Source organism: Novosphingobium mangrovi, from assembly GCF_022818885.1.
GTDB classification, from domain to species: Bacteria; Pseudomonadota; Alphaproteobacteria; order Sphingomonadales; family Sphingomonadaceae; genus Novosphingobium; species Novosphingobium mangrovi.
Genome location: NZ_JALHAT010000016.1, coordinates 90234 through 105907, shown reverse-complemented (window position 1 = coordinate 105907; position 15674 = coordinate 90234). Strand labels below are relative to the sequence as shown.

Here is a 15674-nt window from a genome sequence, read left to right as displayed (position 1 = left end):
CATAATTTGCATTAGTGCAGGTTCGAAAATTTCACGGACCACCCTCGAACCTCATGGCAGAGAGAGCCGGAATCCGTCCTTCAGCGGGGATTTTGGGCAAATCGTGTTCGCCTGTCGGAAATCAAACCCCTCCGCGCAGTCGCAAGGTATGCAACAAAATCTATCCGATTGCGGATTCCTGTACCGCACACAGCGCCTTCAGCCGCGGCGCAGGCGCGGCCAGGCCAGCGCGAAGATCGCCAGCGCCACCCCGGTCAGCCCCAGCCCCGCGAGAATAGGGGACCGAAGCCCCCAGCCCGCCTCGACCGTGAGCGCTCCGCCGATGGCGCCCACCGCGTTCGCGATGTTGAAGGCCGCCATATTGAGCGCCCCCATCATCGTCGGCGATTCCGGCGCCATGCGCATCATCTGCACAGTGATGGAAGGGACGGCCGCGTTGAGGAGGAACGAGGCCACAAAGAACATCGCCATCAAGCCGACCGGCATCGCGGCAACAAAGTACATGACCAGCATGGCCACCATTGCGCCGGCCAGCGAAAGGATCAGCGCCCGGAAACGGTAACGGTCCGCCATGCCGCCGCCCCACAGCGCGCCGAGCGCGATGCCAAAGCCGATCAGCATCTGCGCCAGCGGCGTCTTGCCCGCCGACATCCCGGCCACGTCCGTCACCAGCGGTCCGATGAAGGTGTAGATGGCAAAGAGGCTGGAAACCGCGAACGAGCCGAACAGGACCATGATCCACACCTTGATCCGCCGCAACGAGGCCAGTTCCTGCCGGATCGGACCACCGGCCAGATCCTCGCGCTGGGGAACGGCGAACGCCAGCACCAGTCCCGCAACCAGCGCCAGCAGGCCGATGGCGGTATAGGCCGCGCGCCAGTCAAGCTGCTGCCCGATCCACGTTCCCACCGGCGCACCGAGGATGGTCGCGATGGAGATGCCCGAAAAGACGAGCGAGACCGCCCGCCCTGCCCGCTCGGGCCCGACGATCCGCGTCGCCACCACAGAGGCCGCGCCGAAGTAGACGCCCTGGGGCAGGCCGCTGAAGAAGCGTCCCACCACCAGCGAAATGAGATCGCCTGCCATCGCGGTGACAAGGTTGGCCAGGAAGGCGAGCCCGATCAGGGCGATCAGGAGACGCTTCTTGTTGAGCCGCGCCGCCGCAATGGTCAGCACCGGCGCCCCCAGCGTCACGCCGACCGCATAGGCCGTGATCGCATTCGTCGCGGCCGGGATCGAAAGATCAAGGTCGCCTGCAAAGAGAGGCATCAGGCCCATACTGGCAAATTCGGACGTCGAGATGGCGAAGGCCCCCAGGCCCAGCGCCAGCAGAGCCAGCGCGCTTTGCCGCGCGTCGGGCATGGTCGTGTCGGTCATGATCGGCAGATTACCTTGTCGTGCGGAAAGGAGCGGGTCGACGGCGCACAGGCCGCGTCCATGCAGTTCCCGCTATCTAGGGCAGAAGAACAGGGGCGGATAAGCCGCTCATTGCTTCGTGCCATGGTGAGGATCGCTCATTCACGATGTCGCGCGGGGATCGCTTTCGTCGCTGGCAATCCATCACCGCACGGGTTCCGGACAGGGGCAGTGAATTCTGCTCACCACCGCGTCCAACGCACAGGATCTAGTTCCGCCCCCGGCAGCTTCCTACCTTGGTGAAAGCTTCCCATACGCGGCCCGCCACGGCCCTTTCGTGCAAAGGGCCCACGCATGGAGGGCCATAGACGACAAGGATCAAGGAAAGACCATGATCACGAACGAAACCTACACGCTCGGCAACGAGATCACTGTCCCCAAGCTGGGTCTTGGCACCTGGATGATCGAGGACGACAAGGTCGCACAGGTCGTGCGCGATGCGGTCGAGATCGGCTATCGCCACTTCGACACCGCGCAGGCCTATGGCAACGAAAAGGGCGTGGGCGAAGGCATCCGCAGCTGCGGCGTCGATCGCAAGGAGCTGTTCGTCACCACCAAGCTGGAAGCGGAGATCAAGGACTTCGAAGGCGCCAAGGCGGCCATCGAGGGCTCGCTCGAAGCGCTCGGCCTCGACTACATCGACATGCTGCTGATCCACGCGCCACAGCCCTGGGGCGAATTCCGCAAGGGCGAGCACTTCTTCGAGGGCAACCTCGCCGCCTGGAGCGCGATGGAAGAGGCCTACAAGGCAGGCAAGCTGCGCGCCATCGGCGTCTCAAACTTCGAGAAGGTCGACCTCGAGAACCTGATCAAGAACGCCACCGTCAAGCCGATGGTCAACCAGGTCCTCGCCCACGTCAGCAACACGCCCTTCGAGCTGATCGAATATACCCAGTCGCAGGACATCCTCGTCGAGGCGTACTCGCCTGTCGCCCACGGCAAGATCCTCGACAACGAAAAGATCGGCGAGCTGGCAGGCAAGTACAACGTCTCAGTCCCGCAGCTGTGCATCCGCTACGCGCTGCAGCTGGGCCTTCTCCCGCTGCCCAAGTCGGCCACCAAGGCGCATATCGAATCGAACGCCCAGGTCGATTTCGAGATCTCGGCCGAGGACATGGAGACGCTCAAGACCATGGAGCGCATCAAGGACTACGGCGATGCGAGCATGTTCCCGGTCTTCGCCGGCTGACCTGACGCGCGCCGATGGCGCATGAAAAAGGCCCCGCATCTCATCGCGAGATGCGGGGCCTTTTCGTGTGTCCAAGGTCACTGCGCCTTGGGTGTGACGCGCATCGTCGCGGCGCGGGCGCGCTCGGAAATCATGGAGCCCAGGTAGCTGCTGGCGCCGTACTTGGCGCGGTAGGCCGCATCGATGCGGTCCTGCTCGGCGGGCTCGTCGACCGGGGTGAAGGCTACCGTACGGTCCATGCCCGCAGCGGTGATGCGCCCGGCCTTCTCGCGCAGCGCGGCCTGGTACCAGCGCGAACGGATGCCGTTATAGGCACGCACGTAAAGCACCCCGTCCGCCACCACCGACCAGATGAAGGTCAGCGTGCCGGGCGTTGCGCCGTCTTCGCGGTAGGGGGCGATGCGAAAGTCGTCCGAGGCGGCAAGAGCCTCGAGTTCGTCGGATGTCCAGTTCATCGGGCCTGTCTCCTGTCGGCAGCCCCGCCCGCCGGGCAGGCGGAACCGCAATGCGGTTGACGATGCAAGGTCCCGATGCCGCCTGCGAACGATGGGAGGAGGTCGCAAAGCGGCATCGGGAGAACGCAGGCGAGGCCCTCAGGTACCGGGGACGGGCGCCGCCTGCGCGAAGTGGGAGCGCAAAAGGCTCAGTTGATCGAGAAGCCGCCGTCGACGGTCAGCGCAGTCCCGATCACGAAGCTGGCGCCGTCGCTGCACAGCCACAGCACGGCCTGCGCGATCTCCTCGGCTTCGCCCAGGCGGCCGATGACCTGCAGCTTCATGAATTCGTCCATCGCCTCGGGCTGCTCGTTGAGCATCTTGGCAACCATCGGCGTGTTGATCGTACCCGGGCACACCGCATTCACGCGGATGCCCTGCGCGGCATAGTCCATCGCAGCGCTCTTGGTGAGACCCAGGACCGCGTGCTTGGTGCCGTAATAGATGCCCAGCGCCTTGCCGCCGACGAGGCCGCCGACCGAGGAGCAGTTGACGATCGCGCCGTTGCCCTGCTTGCGCATCTGGGCAAGCTCGTGGCGCATGCACGACCACACGCCGCGCTGGTTGATGTCGGTCACACGGTCGAATTCGGCAACGGTCTGGTCGGCCATCTCAGCCGGGGTCGGCTGCACACCGGCGTTGTTGTAGGCGAAGTCGAGCTGCCCCCAGGTCTCCACGGTCTTGGCAACGAGGGCTGCGACGGCATCATCGTTGGCGACATCGCACGTCACGGCGATGGCTTCGGCCCCACCCTCGACGAGTTCCGCAGCGACCTTCTCGGCCAGCTCGGCGCTTACGTCGGAGACGACGACACGCGCGCCCGCAGCGGCGAAGGCCTTGGCGGTGGCGTAGCCCATGCCCATACCAGCGCCCGTCACGAGGGCGACCTTGCCGGCGAAATCATAGTTCACGTTCATGGATCTGTGTCTTTCCAATTGCTGAGAGAGTTTCAGGACACGGCGATGTCCGTGCACACAGGTTTTCCAAGCCATGGGCAGCGCCTGCAGTTCCGCTTGGCTTCGCCCCGATGCACTGCACGGCGCGATGAGAAGAATTCACCTCACAACCAAAGGCGGCTTCAACGTCGCCGCGCGCCTGCAAGGTCACCTGCGAATTTCCACCCACCTACTCCTCGCGCGCGGGCGCGCAAAATGAAGGGATCTCAACGTGGCGGTGAGAGAGCGGCGGACTTAACAAACAGGGGGGCGAAGGCCTATCTGCCTACCATGCGCCCCGATTCCCCCCATTTTCCCGCCGCGACCACCTCGCCTCCCCGTCCCTCCGGCGCGGCGATCACGGCAACCCTCGCCGGGCTCATGGCCTTTGCCTCGCTGTCCACCGACATCTACCTGCCCGCCCTTCCCGACATGAAGGGCGAGTTCGGGCGCGGGGTGGAGCTGACCCTCTCCACCTTCCTCATCGGCTTCAGCCTGGGGCAGATCCTGTGGGGGCCGATCGGCGACCGGCTTGGACGGCGCGGACCGGTGCTGGCAGGCCTTGCCCTCTTCATGGTGGGATCGGCGGGCTGCGCGCTTGCGGACACGCTGCCCCAACTCCTGGGCTGGCGCGTGGTCCAGGCGCTGGGGGCCTGCGCGGGCCCTGTGCTCGCCCGCGCCATGGTGCGCGACCTGCACAGCCGCGACAAGGCTGCACAGATGCTCTCGATCCTGATGCTCATCATGGGCGTGGCGCCGCTGCTGGGCCCGCTGATCGGCGGGCAACTGCTACGCTTCGGCTCGTGGCACCTCTCCTTCTGGCTGCTTGTAGCGGTGAGCGCGGCCATGTTCGTGGCTGTCCTGCGCCTCCCCGAAACGCTCCCGACCGAGCGCCGCAACCAGACGCCGATTGCCCGCTCCTTTGCGGTCTACTGGACGCTCCTGAAGGACCCCGTGGTGCTGGGCTACGGCATTGCGGGCGGGTTCTACTACGCCGGGATCTACACCTATGTCGGCGGATCGCCTTTTGCCTATATCGAGTACTACAACGTCGACGCGCGGGCCTATGGCCTGCTGTTCTCGCTCGGTATCTTCGGGCAGATGGCGCTCGGCTTTGCCAATTCGCGCCTCGTGATGCGCCTGGGCAGCGAGCGCATGGCACGCATGGGCGCGCTCCTCATCGGCGCGGCAAGCCTGGCGACGCTGGCGACGACCTACACGGGCCTTGGCGGCCTGCCCGGCCTCGTCATTGTGCTCCTGCTGTTCATGTCGGGCAATGGCATCTTCATCGCCAACATCGTGGCGGGCGCCATGGACGCCCATCCCGAGCGCGCCGGCGCCACCTCGGCGCTGGTGGGCGCGATGCAGTTCGGCAGCGGCGTCTTTGCCACCGCGCTGCTGGGCTGGATGGCCGATGGCACTCCGCGCCCGATGGGCACGCTCATCGCGACGGTCGGCCTCGGCACGCTCATCGCGACCTTTGCGGTAACCGCCTGGAAGCGCCGCCGCGAAGCGAAGCTGGCCTGAACCGAAGCATCGCTCTCAACGAAAAAGGCCGCCACTGCGAAGCGCAGCGGCGGCCTTTTCGTATAAGTCAGCGGCGGTGGACCCAAGCGTGTCAGCGCGCAGGCCCGGCCGTGCCGATCACTCCCACTCGATCGTGCCCGGGGGCTTCGAGGTGTAGTCGTAGACCACGCGGTTGATGCCCTTTACCTCGTTGATGATGCGGGTGGCAACCCGGCTCAGGAACGCGGCGTCGAAGGGATAGATGTCGGCGGTCATGCCATCGGTGGAGGTCACCGCGCGCAGCGCACAGACATTGTCGTAGGTGCGCCCGTCGCCCATCACGCCCACGGTCTTGACCGGAAGCAGCACGGCGAAGGCCTGCCAGATCGCGTCGTAGAGACCCGCGCTGCGGATTTCCTCAAGGTAGATCGCATCCGCCTTGCGCAGGATGTCGGCCTTCTCGCGGCTGACTTCGCCCGGAATGCGGATGGCAAGGCCCGGCCCCGGGAAGGGGTGACGGCCCACGAAGATTTCGGGGAGGCCAAGCTCACGGCCCAGCTCGCGCACTTCGTCCTTGAACAGTTCGCGCAGCGGCTCGACCAGCTTCATGTCCATGCGCTCGGGCAGGCCGCCCACGTTATGGTGGCTCTTGATCGTGACCGAAGGGCCGCCGGTGAAGGAGACCGATTCGATGACGTCGGGATAGAGCGTGCCCTGAGCGAGGAACTCGGCGCCGCCGATCTTCTTCGCCTCGTCCTCGAAGACGTCGATGAAGGTCTTGCCGATGAACTTGCGCTTCTTCTCGGGGTCGGTGACGCCCTCGAGACCCTTGAGGAACAGCGTCGAGGCGTCGACGTGGACCAGCGGGATCTGGTAGGCGCCGCGGAACAGCGAGACGACCTGCTCGGCCTCGCCCATGCGCATCAGGCCATGGTCGACGAAGACGCAGGTGAGCTGATCACCGATCGCCTCGTGGATGAGGACGGCGGCCACCGCCGAATCGACGCCGCCCGAAAGACCGCAGATCACCCGGCCATCGCCGACCTGCTCGCGGATCTCGTCGATCTTGGCCTTGCGGAACTCCGCCATGGTCCAGTCGCCCGAGAGACCGCACACGTGGCGCACGAAGTTCTTGAGCAGCTTGCCGCCGTCGGGCGTGTGCACGACTTCGGGGTGGAACTGCATGGCATAGATGCGCTTCTCGTCGTTGGCGATCACCGCGAAGGGGGCACCGGGCGACGAAGCCACCGGGCGGAAACCGTCCGCCAGCTGGGTCACCTTGTCGCCATGGCTCATCCAGACCTGGTGCTTCTCGCCGACCTTCCAGAGACCGTCGAAGAGCGCGCACTCGTCCTGGATTTCGATGAAGGCCCGGCCGAACTCACCCGAATCGCCGAGCGTCACTTCACCGCCAAGCTGGTGGGTGAGCGACTGCTGGCCATAGCAGATACCCAGGATCGGGAGACCGCTCTCGAGGATCACGTCGGGAATGCGCGGGCCGTCCTCGTCGAGGACCGAAGCGGGCGAGCCCGAGAGGATGATCCCCACCGGCTTCATGCGCTCGAAGGCTTCCGCCGCGTTGGTGAACGGGGCGATCTCGGAATAGACGCCCGCTTCGCGGACGCGGCGTGCGATCAGCTGGGTCACCTGGCTGCCGAAATCGACAATCAGGACCGATTCAGTGGTCTGGATGCTCATGGCTGGCCGATAGTCGGGCGCGCCCGCGCTGTCCAGACACTCCGAACGTGCGAAAGGAACTTTATGCAGGCCGCAAACCGCCGGTTGCCGCCGAAGAGCGAGCCCCGCCACCCGGGCCGTCACCCGTGATTGTATGCCGCGCATCTTAGACCAAAGAACGTCGTGGCGATGCGCCCCTCGCCTTGTTCGTTGCTGTCAAGTGGCGTAGTGTTGCTGACGAGCCGGGAAAACCGGCCGCTTTTGGGAAATCTTGAGGAGGATGTCATGACACTTGTCGAAAAATCGATCGGCTTTGCCGCTGCACTAGGTATCTGCGCACTGGGATTCGCGCTCACCCTGGCCTGAGGACACGCCTCGGCCACCACGTGGCCACCGCGCCGCGAAAGCCTGACGCAACCACCAACGGGCGGCCTCGCAAGGGTCGCCCTTTTCCATGCCCGATCGCCGTAGTCTGGCCCCCGAACCGCGCCCTGCCGCTGCCTTGTGGATAAGGACAGCCCCCGGCTTGCGGTTTTGCTTGGGTTTGACCGTCGCGATGCTATAGCCGGAAACATGGCTACCGATCCCGAAAACCAGAAGAACAGCAACGCCTACGGCGCAGATTCGATCAAGGTCCTCAAGGGGCTGGACGCAGTCCGCAAGCGTCCCGGCATGTACATCGGCGATACCGACGATGGCTCGGGCCTGCACCACATGGTCTTCGAGGTCTCGGACAACGCGATCGACGAAGCGCTCGCAGGCCACTGCGACCTCGTCCTGATCGAGCTCAACGCCGACGGTTCGGTTTCGGTGGAAGACAACGGCCGCGGCATCCCTGTCGACATGCACAAGGAAGAAGGCGTCTCGGCGGCCGAGGTCATCATGACCCAGCTCCACGCGGGCGGCAAGTTCGAGAACACCTCGGACGATAACGCCTACAAGGTCTCGGGCGGCCTCCACGGCGTGGGCGTCTCGGTGGTGAACGCACTCTCGGAATGGCTCGAACTCACCATCTGGCGCGACGGCAAGGAGCACTGGATGCGCTTCGAGCACGGCGATGCCGTGGCCCCCCTCATCGTCAAGGGCGACGCGCCCCGCACGGACCAGAACCCGGACGACAACGGCTTCAAGAAGGGCACGCGCGTGACCTTCCAGGCCAGCCACGAGACGTTCAAGAACGTCACCGAGTTCGATTTCGACAAGCTGGAACGCCGCTACCGCGAGCTCGCCTTCCTCAACTCGGGCGTGCGCATCCTGCTGCGCGACCTGCGCGGTGAGGAAGTGGGCGAGCACGACCTCTACTACGAAGGCGGCATCGGCGCCTTCGTGCAGTACCTCGACCGCACCAAGAGCGCGCTGATGGAAGCGCCCATCGCGATCACCGCGGACAAGGACGGGATCGGCATCGAGGTCGCGCTGCAGTGGAACGATTCGTATTACGAGAACGTCCTCACCTTCACCAACAACATCCCCCAGCGCGACGGCGGCACCCACCTTGCCGCGTTCCGCGCCGCGCTGACGCGCACCTTGAACGGCTATGCCGAGCGCGCCGGGCTGCTGAAGAAGGAAAAGGTCACCCTTTCGGGCGATGACATGCGCGAGGGCCTGACCGCGATCGTCTCGGTCAAGCTGCCCGACCCCAAGTTCTCCAGCCAGACCAAGGACAAGCTGGTCTCCTCCGAAGTGCGCCAGCCGCTCGAAAGCCTGATGGGCGAGAAGATGAGCGAGTGGCTGGAGGAAAACCCGGCGACCGGCAAGGCCATCATCCAGAAGGTCATCGATGCCGCGGCCGCACGTGAAGCGGCCAAGCGCGCGCGCGAGCTCACGCGCCGCAAGGGCGTGATGGACATCGCCAGCCTGCCCGGCAAGCTTGCCGACTGCCAGGAGCGCGACCCGAGCTTGTGCGAACTGTTCCTGGTCGAGGGCGACTCCGCAGGTGGTTCGGCCAAGCAGGGCCGCGACCGCAAGACCCAGGCCATCCTCCCGCTGAAGGGCAAGATCCTCAACGTCGAGCGCGCGCGCTTCGACCGCATCATCTCCTCCAAGGAAGTGGGCACGCTGATCCAGGCCATGGGCACGGGCATCCGCGATGACTTCAACCTGGAAAAGCTGCGCTACCACAAGATCGTCATCATGACCGACGCCGACGTCGACGGCGCGCACATCCGCACTCTGCTCCTGACCTTCTTCCACCGCCAGATGCCCGAGATCATCCGCTCCGGGCACCTCTTCATCGCGCAGCCCCCGCTCTACAAGGTCGCCAAGGGCCGCAGCGAGGTCTACCTCAAGGATAACGCCGCGCTCGACCGCTACCTCGTCGAGGCCGGACTCAACGGCCGCGTGCTGGAGACCGCCGGCGGTGCGCGCACGGGCCAGGACCTGGAAGGCCTGGTCGAACACGCGATCCGCATGCGCAACCTGATGGCCTTCGTGCCGCGCCGCTACAACGCCTCGATCATCGAGGCCCTGGCGCTGGCCGGTGCCTTCGCGCCTGATCTTTCGACCGAGGAACGCGCCGCGGCCTACAAGAAGACCGCCGAGTGGCTTGAGTTCGCGGACAGCGAAGCCAAGTGGAGCGTCACCCCGACCGAGGGCGGCGCGCTCGACATCAACCGCCTGTGGCGCGGCGTGACCGACAACCACAAGATCGAGGCCGCCTTCCTCACCAGCGCCGAGGCGCGCAAGCTGGCCAAGCTCGCCGCCGAGCACGCCGATGTCTATTCCTCGGTCAGCCGCCTGGTGCGCGCCACCGCGGTCTCGACCGACGACGGTGAGACCGAGGGCGACGAGGACGTCCAGCGCCCCACCGCTGATGCGGATGCCATTGCGCGCCCCAGCCAGCTCCTCGAAAAGGTGCTCGCGGCCGGACGCAAGGGCCTCTCGATCCAGCGCTACAAGGGCCTTGGCGAAATGAACGCCGAGCAGCTCTGGGAAACGACGCTCGACCCCGAGAACCGCGCCCTGCTCCAGGTCAAGGTCGAGGATGCCGACGTGACCGACGAAATCTTTACGCGCCTGATGGGCGACGTGGTCGAACCGCGCCGCGACTTCATCCAGGAAAACGCGCTCAACGTCGCCAATCTTGATATCTGATCCGCCGCCGATCCGGCGGACGATCACCGGCATGGCGCAGGCCCTCCAGGCGGCGCCATGCTGAAGTTCCTGACAGGCGGCGGCCGCATGGCCGAAGCCATTCGCACTCACGATTGGACAGACCATCCCCTCGGCCCGCCCGAGGGATGGTCCGCAACGCTCAAGACCACGGTGGCGACCGCGCTGGCCTCGCGCTTTCCCCAATGCGTCGTCTGGGGCGAGCACCTCACCACCATTCCCAACGACGCGTTCCTGCCGATCCTGGGCAACAAGCCCCCGGCACTGGGGCTCCCGTTCAGCACGGTCTGGGCCGAAGCCTGGCCGACGATCGGCCCCATCGCCGACCGGGCCTTTGCAGGCGAGCCGACGTTCATCGAGGACTTTCCCCTTGTGGTGGAGCGCCAGGGTACCCCGGAGGATGCCTGGTTCACTTTCTGCTACGGCCCGGTGCGCGACGAGCGCGGCACCGTGGTGGGCATGCTCGACACCGTGATCGAGACCACCGGCGCCGTCCTTGCACGCCAGCAGGCCGAGGTAGTCGCGCAGGAACTTGTCCATCGGGTCAAGAACGCGCTCTCGGTCGCGCAGGCCATCGCCGCCCAGACCCTGCGCGGCGACATCTCTCTCACCGAAGCCCGCAGGCGCCTGGAAAGCCGCCTTCAGGCCATGGCCCGCACCCACGACGTACTCATTCGCACCGACTGGCGCGAGGCCGATGTGGAGACCATCCTGGAGCACATCCTGGCGCCCTACGTCGACCGTCCGGACCGCATCGCACTCTCCGGCCCGCGCCATGTCGTGACCGGGCGCCAGACACTCTCGCTTGCGCTGGCCATCCATGAACTCGCGACCAACGCCGCCAAGTACGGGGCGTTGAGCCGGGACGAAGGGCATGTGGCGCTCAGCTGGACCGCGGGCCGGGACCTGCCCTTCGTGCTCAGCTGGCGCGAACGGGGCGGCCCCGACGTCACCCCACCTACCCGGCGCGGGTTCGGCACCCAGATTCTGGAGCGGATGCTTCCGGGCGATTTTGGCGGGAGAAGCGAACTCGAATACGCATCGGAAGGTTTGCGCTTCACCCTCACGGTCCCGCAAACACACCGAACTTGAAGCGCAGCGCCTATCGAAATACGCGTATCCGCGCCGCTTGCGCAATCCGACACGCGACCATAAGTTGCCGCGATGCGTAAACTTCTTGCCCCCTCCCTGCTCGGTGTCCTTCTCGCCGGAACCGCCCCTCTTTTCAGCGTCCCGGCCCTGGCGGCCGATGCGCGCGAGGCCACTGCCCCCGCCCCGATCCTGACCACGCCCGAAGCGCGCGATGTCTGGACCCATGCCGAGCCGGAAGCCGCGCGCGTGACCCACGTCTCGCTCGATCTCGACGTCGATTTCGCCAGCAAGACGCTCGCCGGAACGGCCACGCTCGACGTGCTGGCCGACGCCGATGCCAAGGAGATCGTGCTCGACGTCAAGGACATGACGATTGCCTCTGTCACGGACGGCAAAGGCACGCCGCTCACCTACACACTGGGTGAGCCCGACAACGACGAGCTTGGTTCGGCCCTCACCGTCCAGTTGAACCGCGCAAAGCAGGTGCGCGTCACCTACCGCACCTCGCCCAAGGCCTCGGCTCTGCAGTGGCTGCCGCCCGAGATGACCTTCGGCAAGACCCAGCCCTACCTCTACAGCCAGGGCCAGGCGATCCATAACCGCTCCTGGGTGCCCACCCAGGACAGCCCCGGCATCCGCCAGACCTGGGACGCCACCTTGCGCGTGCCGGGCGACCTTGTCGCGGTGATGAGCGCGGAGAAGCTCTCGGGCGACAAGGGCGAGGCTCTGCCCGACGGGCGCCGTGCCTTCCGTTTCCGCATGGACAAGCCGGTCCCGCCCTACCTCATCGCCTTTGCCGTGGGCGACCTCAAGTTCAAGTCGCTTGGGCCCCGTTCGGGCGTGTGGACCGAAGCGCCGATGCTGGAGAAGGCAGCTTACGAATTCGCCGATGTCGAGAAGATGATCGATGCGGCGAGCGCGCTCTACGGCCCCTACCGCTGGGGCCGCTACGACATGCTGCTGCTCCCGCCCGCCTTCCCCTACGGCGGCATGGAAAACCCCATGCTCACCTTCCTGACGCCCACCATCGTGACGGGTGACCGCTCGAACACGGACGTCGTCGCGCACGAACTGGCACACTCCTGGTCGGGCAACCTTGTCACCAACGCGACCTGGTCGGATTCGTGGCTCAACGAAGGCTTCACCACCTACTTCGAGAACCGCATCATGGAGGCGCTCTACGGCAAGGAGCGCGCCGCGATGTACGCCGATCTCGACTGGGATTCGATGATGCGCGACATCACGGCCATGGGCGATGACATGAAGCCGGGCATGACGGCGGCGCCTTCGCGCCTCCACGGCAATCCCGGCGAGGGCGAGCTGGACTACACCAAGGGCTCCAACTTCCTGCGCATGCTGGAAACCCGCCTTGGCCGCGAGGCCTGGGATGCCTATCTCACCTCCTACTTCGACCGTCACGCCTTCCAGCCGCAGACGACCGCCGGTTTCCTCGCCGACCTGCGCGAACGGATACTGAAGGACCAGCCGGACACCGAACTGGCACTCCAGCTCGACCGCTGGGCCTATGGAGCAGGCGTTCCCGACAACGCGGTCCACGTGAAGAGCGAGACCCTCGCACAGGTCGACGAGCTGCTGAGTGGCTTTGAAGCGGGCGGCCCGGTCAGCGCCATCGACACACAGGGGTGGAGCACGCAGCAGTGGCTGCGCTTCCTGAATGGCTTGCCGCGCGAGCTCAGCCAGGAGCGCCTGCGCGAACTGGACGAAGGGCTCACGCTCTCCAATTCGGAGAACGCCTACGTGCAGTCGGCCTGGTTCGAGCTGGCCATCGTCAACCGCTACGAGCCTGCGTTCCCGGCCATGGCCGAGTTCGTCGGGCGGATCGGGCGCGGGCTGCTCGTCTACCCGATATACCAGCGCCTGATGCAGCAGGAAGACTGGGGGCCGGAGAAGGCGCGCGCGATCTTCGCCACCGCGCGCCCCACCTACCACCCCGAGACCGCCGCGGGCATCGCGCGCATTCTCGGCGAGTAAGCCCGAACAGGAGAGGACACCGGCCATGCCCCATCGCATCGGACCTGCCCCGAGCCCTCAACAGTTCGAGGCGATGGCGCTGGCCGCCTTCACCCGCATTCCCGCCCCCTTCGCCGAGCACCTCGAGGGCATCACCGTCCACATCGAGGAGTTTGCCGATGCCGAGACGCTGCAGGCCGTCGGCCTTACCGAGCCGTTCGACCTGACCGGCCTCTACCACGGCCATCCGCTGGGCGATGAGAGCATCTGGACCGGCGGAGAGCTGCGCCCGCGCATCACCCTCTACCGCCAGCCGCTCCTTGCCGAATGGTGCGAGACGGGCGTCAATCTCGAAGACCTCGTCACCCATGTCGTCATCCACGAGGTCGGCCATCATTTCGGTCTTTCGGACGACGACATGCACGCGCTCGAAGCGGGCGCACGTTGAATTTTCGTCACTTTCCCGTCATCGCCCCGCTGGATAGAAGCCCCATGACCCGTCTTTCGACGCGCACGCGTGCGCTGTGCGCCGCCGCCCTTCTCGCCCCGCTGCTGGCCGCCTGCGCCACGCCGCAGGGGGCATCGCTCTCCTCCACGAAGGCCCAGCCCCCGGTCGAGGTCGGCATCCTCGCTTTCAACGATTTCCACGGCAACATCGCCGCCCCCAAGGCCACGGTCAGCTGGCCCGACGGCGAGGGCGGTACGGTCAAGGTCCCAGCAGGCGGGGCCGCGCATCTGGCAAGCGCGCTCGATGCCCTGCGCCACGAATTCCGCTATTCTGCTACGGTTTCGGCGGGCGATCTCATCTCGGCCTCGCCGCTTGCCTCCTCGCTCTTCCTCGACGAGCCGAGCATCGGGGTGATGAACCGCATCGGGCTCGACTTCAACGCGGTGGGCAACCACGAATTCGACCGGGGCCGGACCGAGCTCCTGCGCGTCCAGAACGGGGGCTGCGAGAAGAACACCCAGCGCGAGCCCTGCCAGCTGGAACAGTTCGTGGGCGCCAACTTCCGCTACCTATCGGCCAGCACCTACACCGAGGACGGCACCACGCTGTTCCCCGCCACGGGCCTCAAAAGCTTTGGCGAAGGTGCCGCGAAAGTGACGCTGGGCTTTGTGGGTCTGACGCTCAAGGGCACGCCCTCGCTGGTCTCGCCCGGCGGCATTGCGGGGCTGACCTTCGGCGACGAGGCCGAGGCGATCAACCGTGCGGTCCCGGTGCTGCGACGCGAAGGGGCCGATGCCGTCATCGTCCTCATCCACCAGGGCGGCGCGCAGGCCGACACCTCCGATCCCAACGCCTGCGACGGCTTTACAGGCGACATCCAGCCCATCCTCGACAAGCTCTCCTCCAAGGTCGATGTCGTGATTTCCGGGCACACCCATCAGGCCTACATCTGCGAGATGCCGCGCGAGGGCGCCGCCCCGCTGCTGCTTACCAGCGCCGGGTCCTACGGGCGCATGGTCACGCGCCTGACGCTCGATATCGACCCGGCCTCCAACCATGTCGTCTCCGCCCAGGCGCGCAACCTTCCGGTCCAGTCGGAGGGCTACACGACCTCGCGCGGGGAGGTTGTCCAGACCGATCTCGTGCCTGTCTACCCGGCCCGCGCGGACATCGCACAGTACGTCGGGCGCTATCTCGATGCCGCGAGCGCCTATTCCGAGCGTACGGTCGGCCATCTCTCGGGCGGTGCGCCGCGCGACTGGAGCGATGCGAAGGAAGACCGCAAGGGCGGCCCTGTGGACCAGCTCATCGCCGATTCGCAGCTGGCCGCCACCCGCGCGGCGGGCGCTCAGATCGCCTTCATGAACAGTGCAGGCGTGCGCGCGCCCATCGAGCCTGGCGCCGATGGCGCGGTGACCTTCGGCCAGATCTTCACCGTCCAGCCCTTCGGCAACACGCTGATGACGCGCACCTTCACCGGCGCGCAGATCAAGGCGATCCTCGAAAGCGGCATGGGTGCGACGCCGTCCGCCAGCGTTCTGGTACCCTCCTCCACCCTCACCTACACCATCGACACCACGCGGCCTGCCGGAGATCGGATCACCCAGCTCGCCTTCAACGGTCAGCCGCTCGACCTCGACGCAAGCTACCGGGTGACGGTGAACTCGTTCCTCGACCAAGGCGGGGACGGCTATGTCGGGCTTGCCGAAGGCACCGATCCCACGGTCGGCGGGCTCGATCTCGATGCGCTCGAGGCCTGGCTTTCCGCCGTGCCGGTGCGCGAGGTACCCGAGACACCGCGCGTGCGGGTCATCGAGTAGCACCTACCTGTCGGC

12 protein-coding genes are annotated in these 15674 nt (G+C 66.0%); 8 read left to right on the top strand and 4 right to left on the bottom strand.

Translation table 11 applies throughout. From position 1 onward, the window contains the following. Positions 1–198 precede the first annotated feature (198 nt). Positions 199–1377: an MFS transporter gene (locus MTR65_RS10945; protein WP_243800065.1), complete on the bottom strand. Its 1179-nt coding sequence runs from the start codon at positions 1375–1377 to the stop codon at positions 199–201. 370 nt (positions 1378–1747) lie between these two features. On the opposite strand from MTR65_RS10945, the gene MTR65_RS10940 reads away from it, so the two are divergent. Further along, the gene (locus MTR65_RS10940) at positions 1748–2605 is read left to right on the top strand and encodes an aldo/keto reductase (RefSeq protein WP_243800062.1); all 858 of its coding nucleotides are present in this window, start codon (positions 1748–1750) and stop codon (positions 2603–2605) included. 77 nt (positions 2606–2682) lie between these two features. On the opposite strand, the gene MTR65_RS10935 is transcribed toward MTR65_RS10940, so the two are convergent. Both MTR65_RS10935 and MTR65_RS10930 read right to left on the bottom strand, forming a co-directional pair. Beyond that, the gene (locus tag MTR65_RS10935) at positions 2683–3060 is read right to left on the bottom strand and encodes a DUF2255 family protein (protein WP_243800060.1); all 378 of its coding nucleotides are present in this window, start codon (positions 3058–3060) and stop codon (positions 2683–2685) included. Between the two features lie 188 nt (positions 3061–3248). Further along, positions 3249–4016: a glucose 1-dehydrogenase gene (locus MTR65_RS10930; RefSeq protein ID WP_243800058.1), complete on the bottom strand. Its 768-nt coding sequence runs from the start codon at positions 4014–4016 to the stop codon at positions 3249–3251. A 309-nt stretch (positions 4017–4325) separates the two neighbouring features. Here MTR65_RS10930 and MTR65_RS10925 point away from each other — a divergent pair, with 309 nt between their 5' ends. Further along, positions 4326–5561, top strand: coding sequence for a multidrug effflux MFS transporter (locus tag MTR65_RS10925; protein WP_243800056.1), 1236 nt, complete (start codon positions 4326–4328; stop codon positions 5559–5561). A 117-nt stretch (positions 5562–5678) separates the two neighbouring features. Here MTR65_RS10925 and guaA read toward each other — a convergent pair whose 3' ends face one another. Beyond that, the gene (gene guaA / locus MTR65_RS10920; protein WP_226632505.1) at positions 5679–7238 is read right to left on the bottom strand and encodes a glutamine-hydrolyzing GMP synthase; all 1560 of its coding nucleotides are present in this window, start codon (positions 7236–7238) and stop codon (positions 5679–5681) included. Positions 7239–7400: 162 nt separating this feature from the next. Here guaA and MTR65_RS10915 point away from each other — a divergent pair, with 162 nt between their 5' ends. From MTR65_RS10915 to MTR65_RS10890, 6 genes are all read left to right on the top strand, one after another. Then, positions 7401–7583: a hypothetical protein gene (locus tag MTR65_RS10915; RefSeq protein WP_243800054.1), complete on the top strand. Its 183-nt coding sequence runs from the start codon at positions 7401–7403 to the stop codon at positions 7581–7583. 207 nt (positions 7584–7790) lie between these two features. Continuing rightward, positions 7791–10310, top strand: coding sequence for a DNA topoisomerase (ATP-hydrolyzing) subunit B (gyrB, locus tag MTR65_RS10910; RefSeq protein ID WP_243800051.1), 2520 nt, complete (start codon positions 7791–7793; stop codon positions 10308–10310). A gap of 57 nt (positions 10311–10367) precedes the next feature. Further along, positions 10368–11420, top strand: coding sequence for a sensor histidine kinase (locus tag MTR65_RS10905; protein WP_243800049.1), 1053 nt, complete (start codon positions 10368–10370; stop codon positions 11418–11420). 72 nt (positions 11421–11492) lie between these two features. Beyond that, positions 11493–13412, top strand: a complete 1920-nt coding sequence (locus MTR65_RS10900) for a M1 family metallopeptidase (protein ID WP_243800046.1) — start codon at positions 11493–11495, stop codon at positions 13410–13412. Positions 13413–13437: 25 nt separating this feature from the next. Continuing rightward, a complete protein-coding gene (locus MTR65_RS10895) occupies positions 13438–13839 on the top strand; it encodes a metallopeptidase family protein (protein ID WP_243800044.1) in 402 nt (133 codons plus the stop codon). 44 nt (positions 13840–13883) lie between these two features. Then, positions 13884–15659: a bifunctional metallophosphatase/5'-nucleotidase gene (locus MTR65_RS10890; RefSeq protein WP_243800042.1), complete on the top strand. Its 1776-nt coding sequence runs from the start codon at positions 13884–13886 to the stop codon at positions 15657–15659. Positions 15660–15674: the final 15 nt, after the last annotated feature.

Excerpts from the sequence above, each read along its gene's own strand:
- MTR65_RS10890 (WP_243800042.1), top strand. The coding sequence starts at position 13,884 with ATGACCCGTCTTTCGACGCGCACGCGTGCGCTGTGCGCCGCCGCCCTT.
- guaA (WP_226632505.1), bottom strand. The coding sequence starts at position 7,238 with ATGAGCATCCAGACCACTGAATCGGTCCTGATTGTCGATTTCGGCAGC.
- MTR65_RS10900 (WP_243800046.1), top strand. The coding sequence starts at position 11,493 with ATGCGTAAACTTCTTGCCCCCTCCCTGCTCGGTGTCCTTCTCGCCGGA.
- MTR65_RS10935 (WP_243800060.1), bottom strand. The coding sequence starts at position 3,060 with ATGAACTGGACATCCGACGAACTCGAGGCTCTTGCCGCCTCGGACGAC.
- MTR65_RS10930 (WP_243800058.1), bottom strand. The coding sequence starts at position 4,016 with ATGAACGTGAACTATGATTTCGCCGGCAAGGTCGCCCTCGTGACGGGC.
- MTR65_RS10925 (WP_243800056.1), top strand. The coding sequence starts at position 4,326 with ATGCGCCCCGATTCCCCCCATTTTCCCGCCGCGACCACCTCGCCTCCC.
- MTR65_RS10905 (WP_243800049.1), top strand. The coding sequence starts at position 10,368 with ATGCTGAAGTTCCTGACAGGCGGCGGCCGCATGGCCGAAGCCATTCGC.
- MTR65_RS10945 (WP_243800065.1), bottom strand. The coding sequence starts at position 1,377 with ATGACCGACACGACCATGCCCGACGCGCGGCAAAGCGCGCTGGCTCTG.
- MTR65_RS10895 (WP_243800044.1), top strand. The coding sequence starts at position 13,438 with ATGCCCCATCGCATCGGACCTGCCCCGAGCCCTCAACAGTTCGAGGCG.
- gyrB (WP_243800051.1), top strand. The coding sequence starts at position 7,791 with ATGGCTACCGATCCCGAAAACCAGAAGAACAGCAACGCCTACGGCGCA.
- MTR65_RS10940 (WP_243800062.1), top strand. The coding sequence starts at position 1,748 with ATGATCACGAACGAAACCTACACGCTCGGCAACGAGATCACTGTCCCC.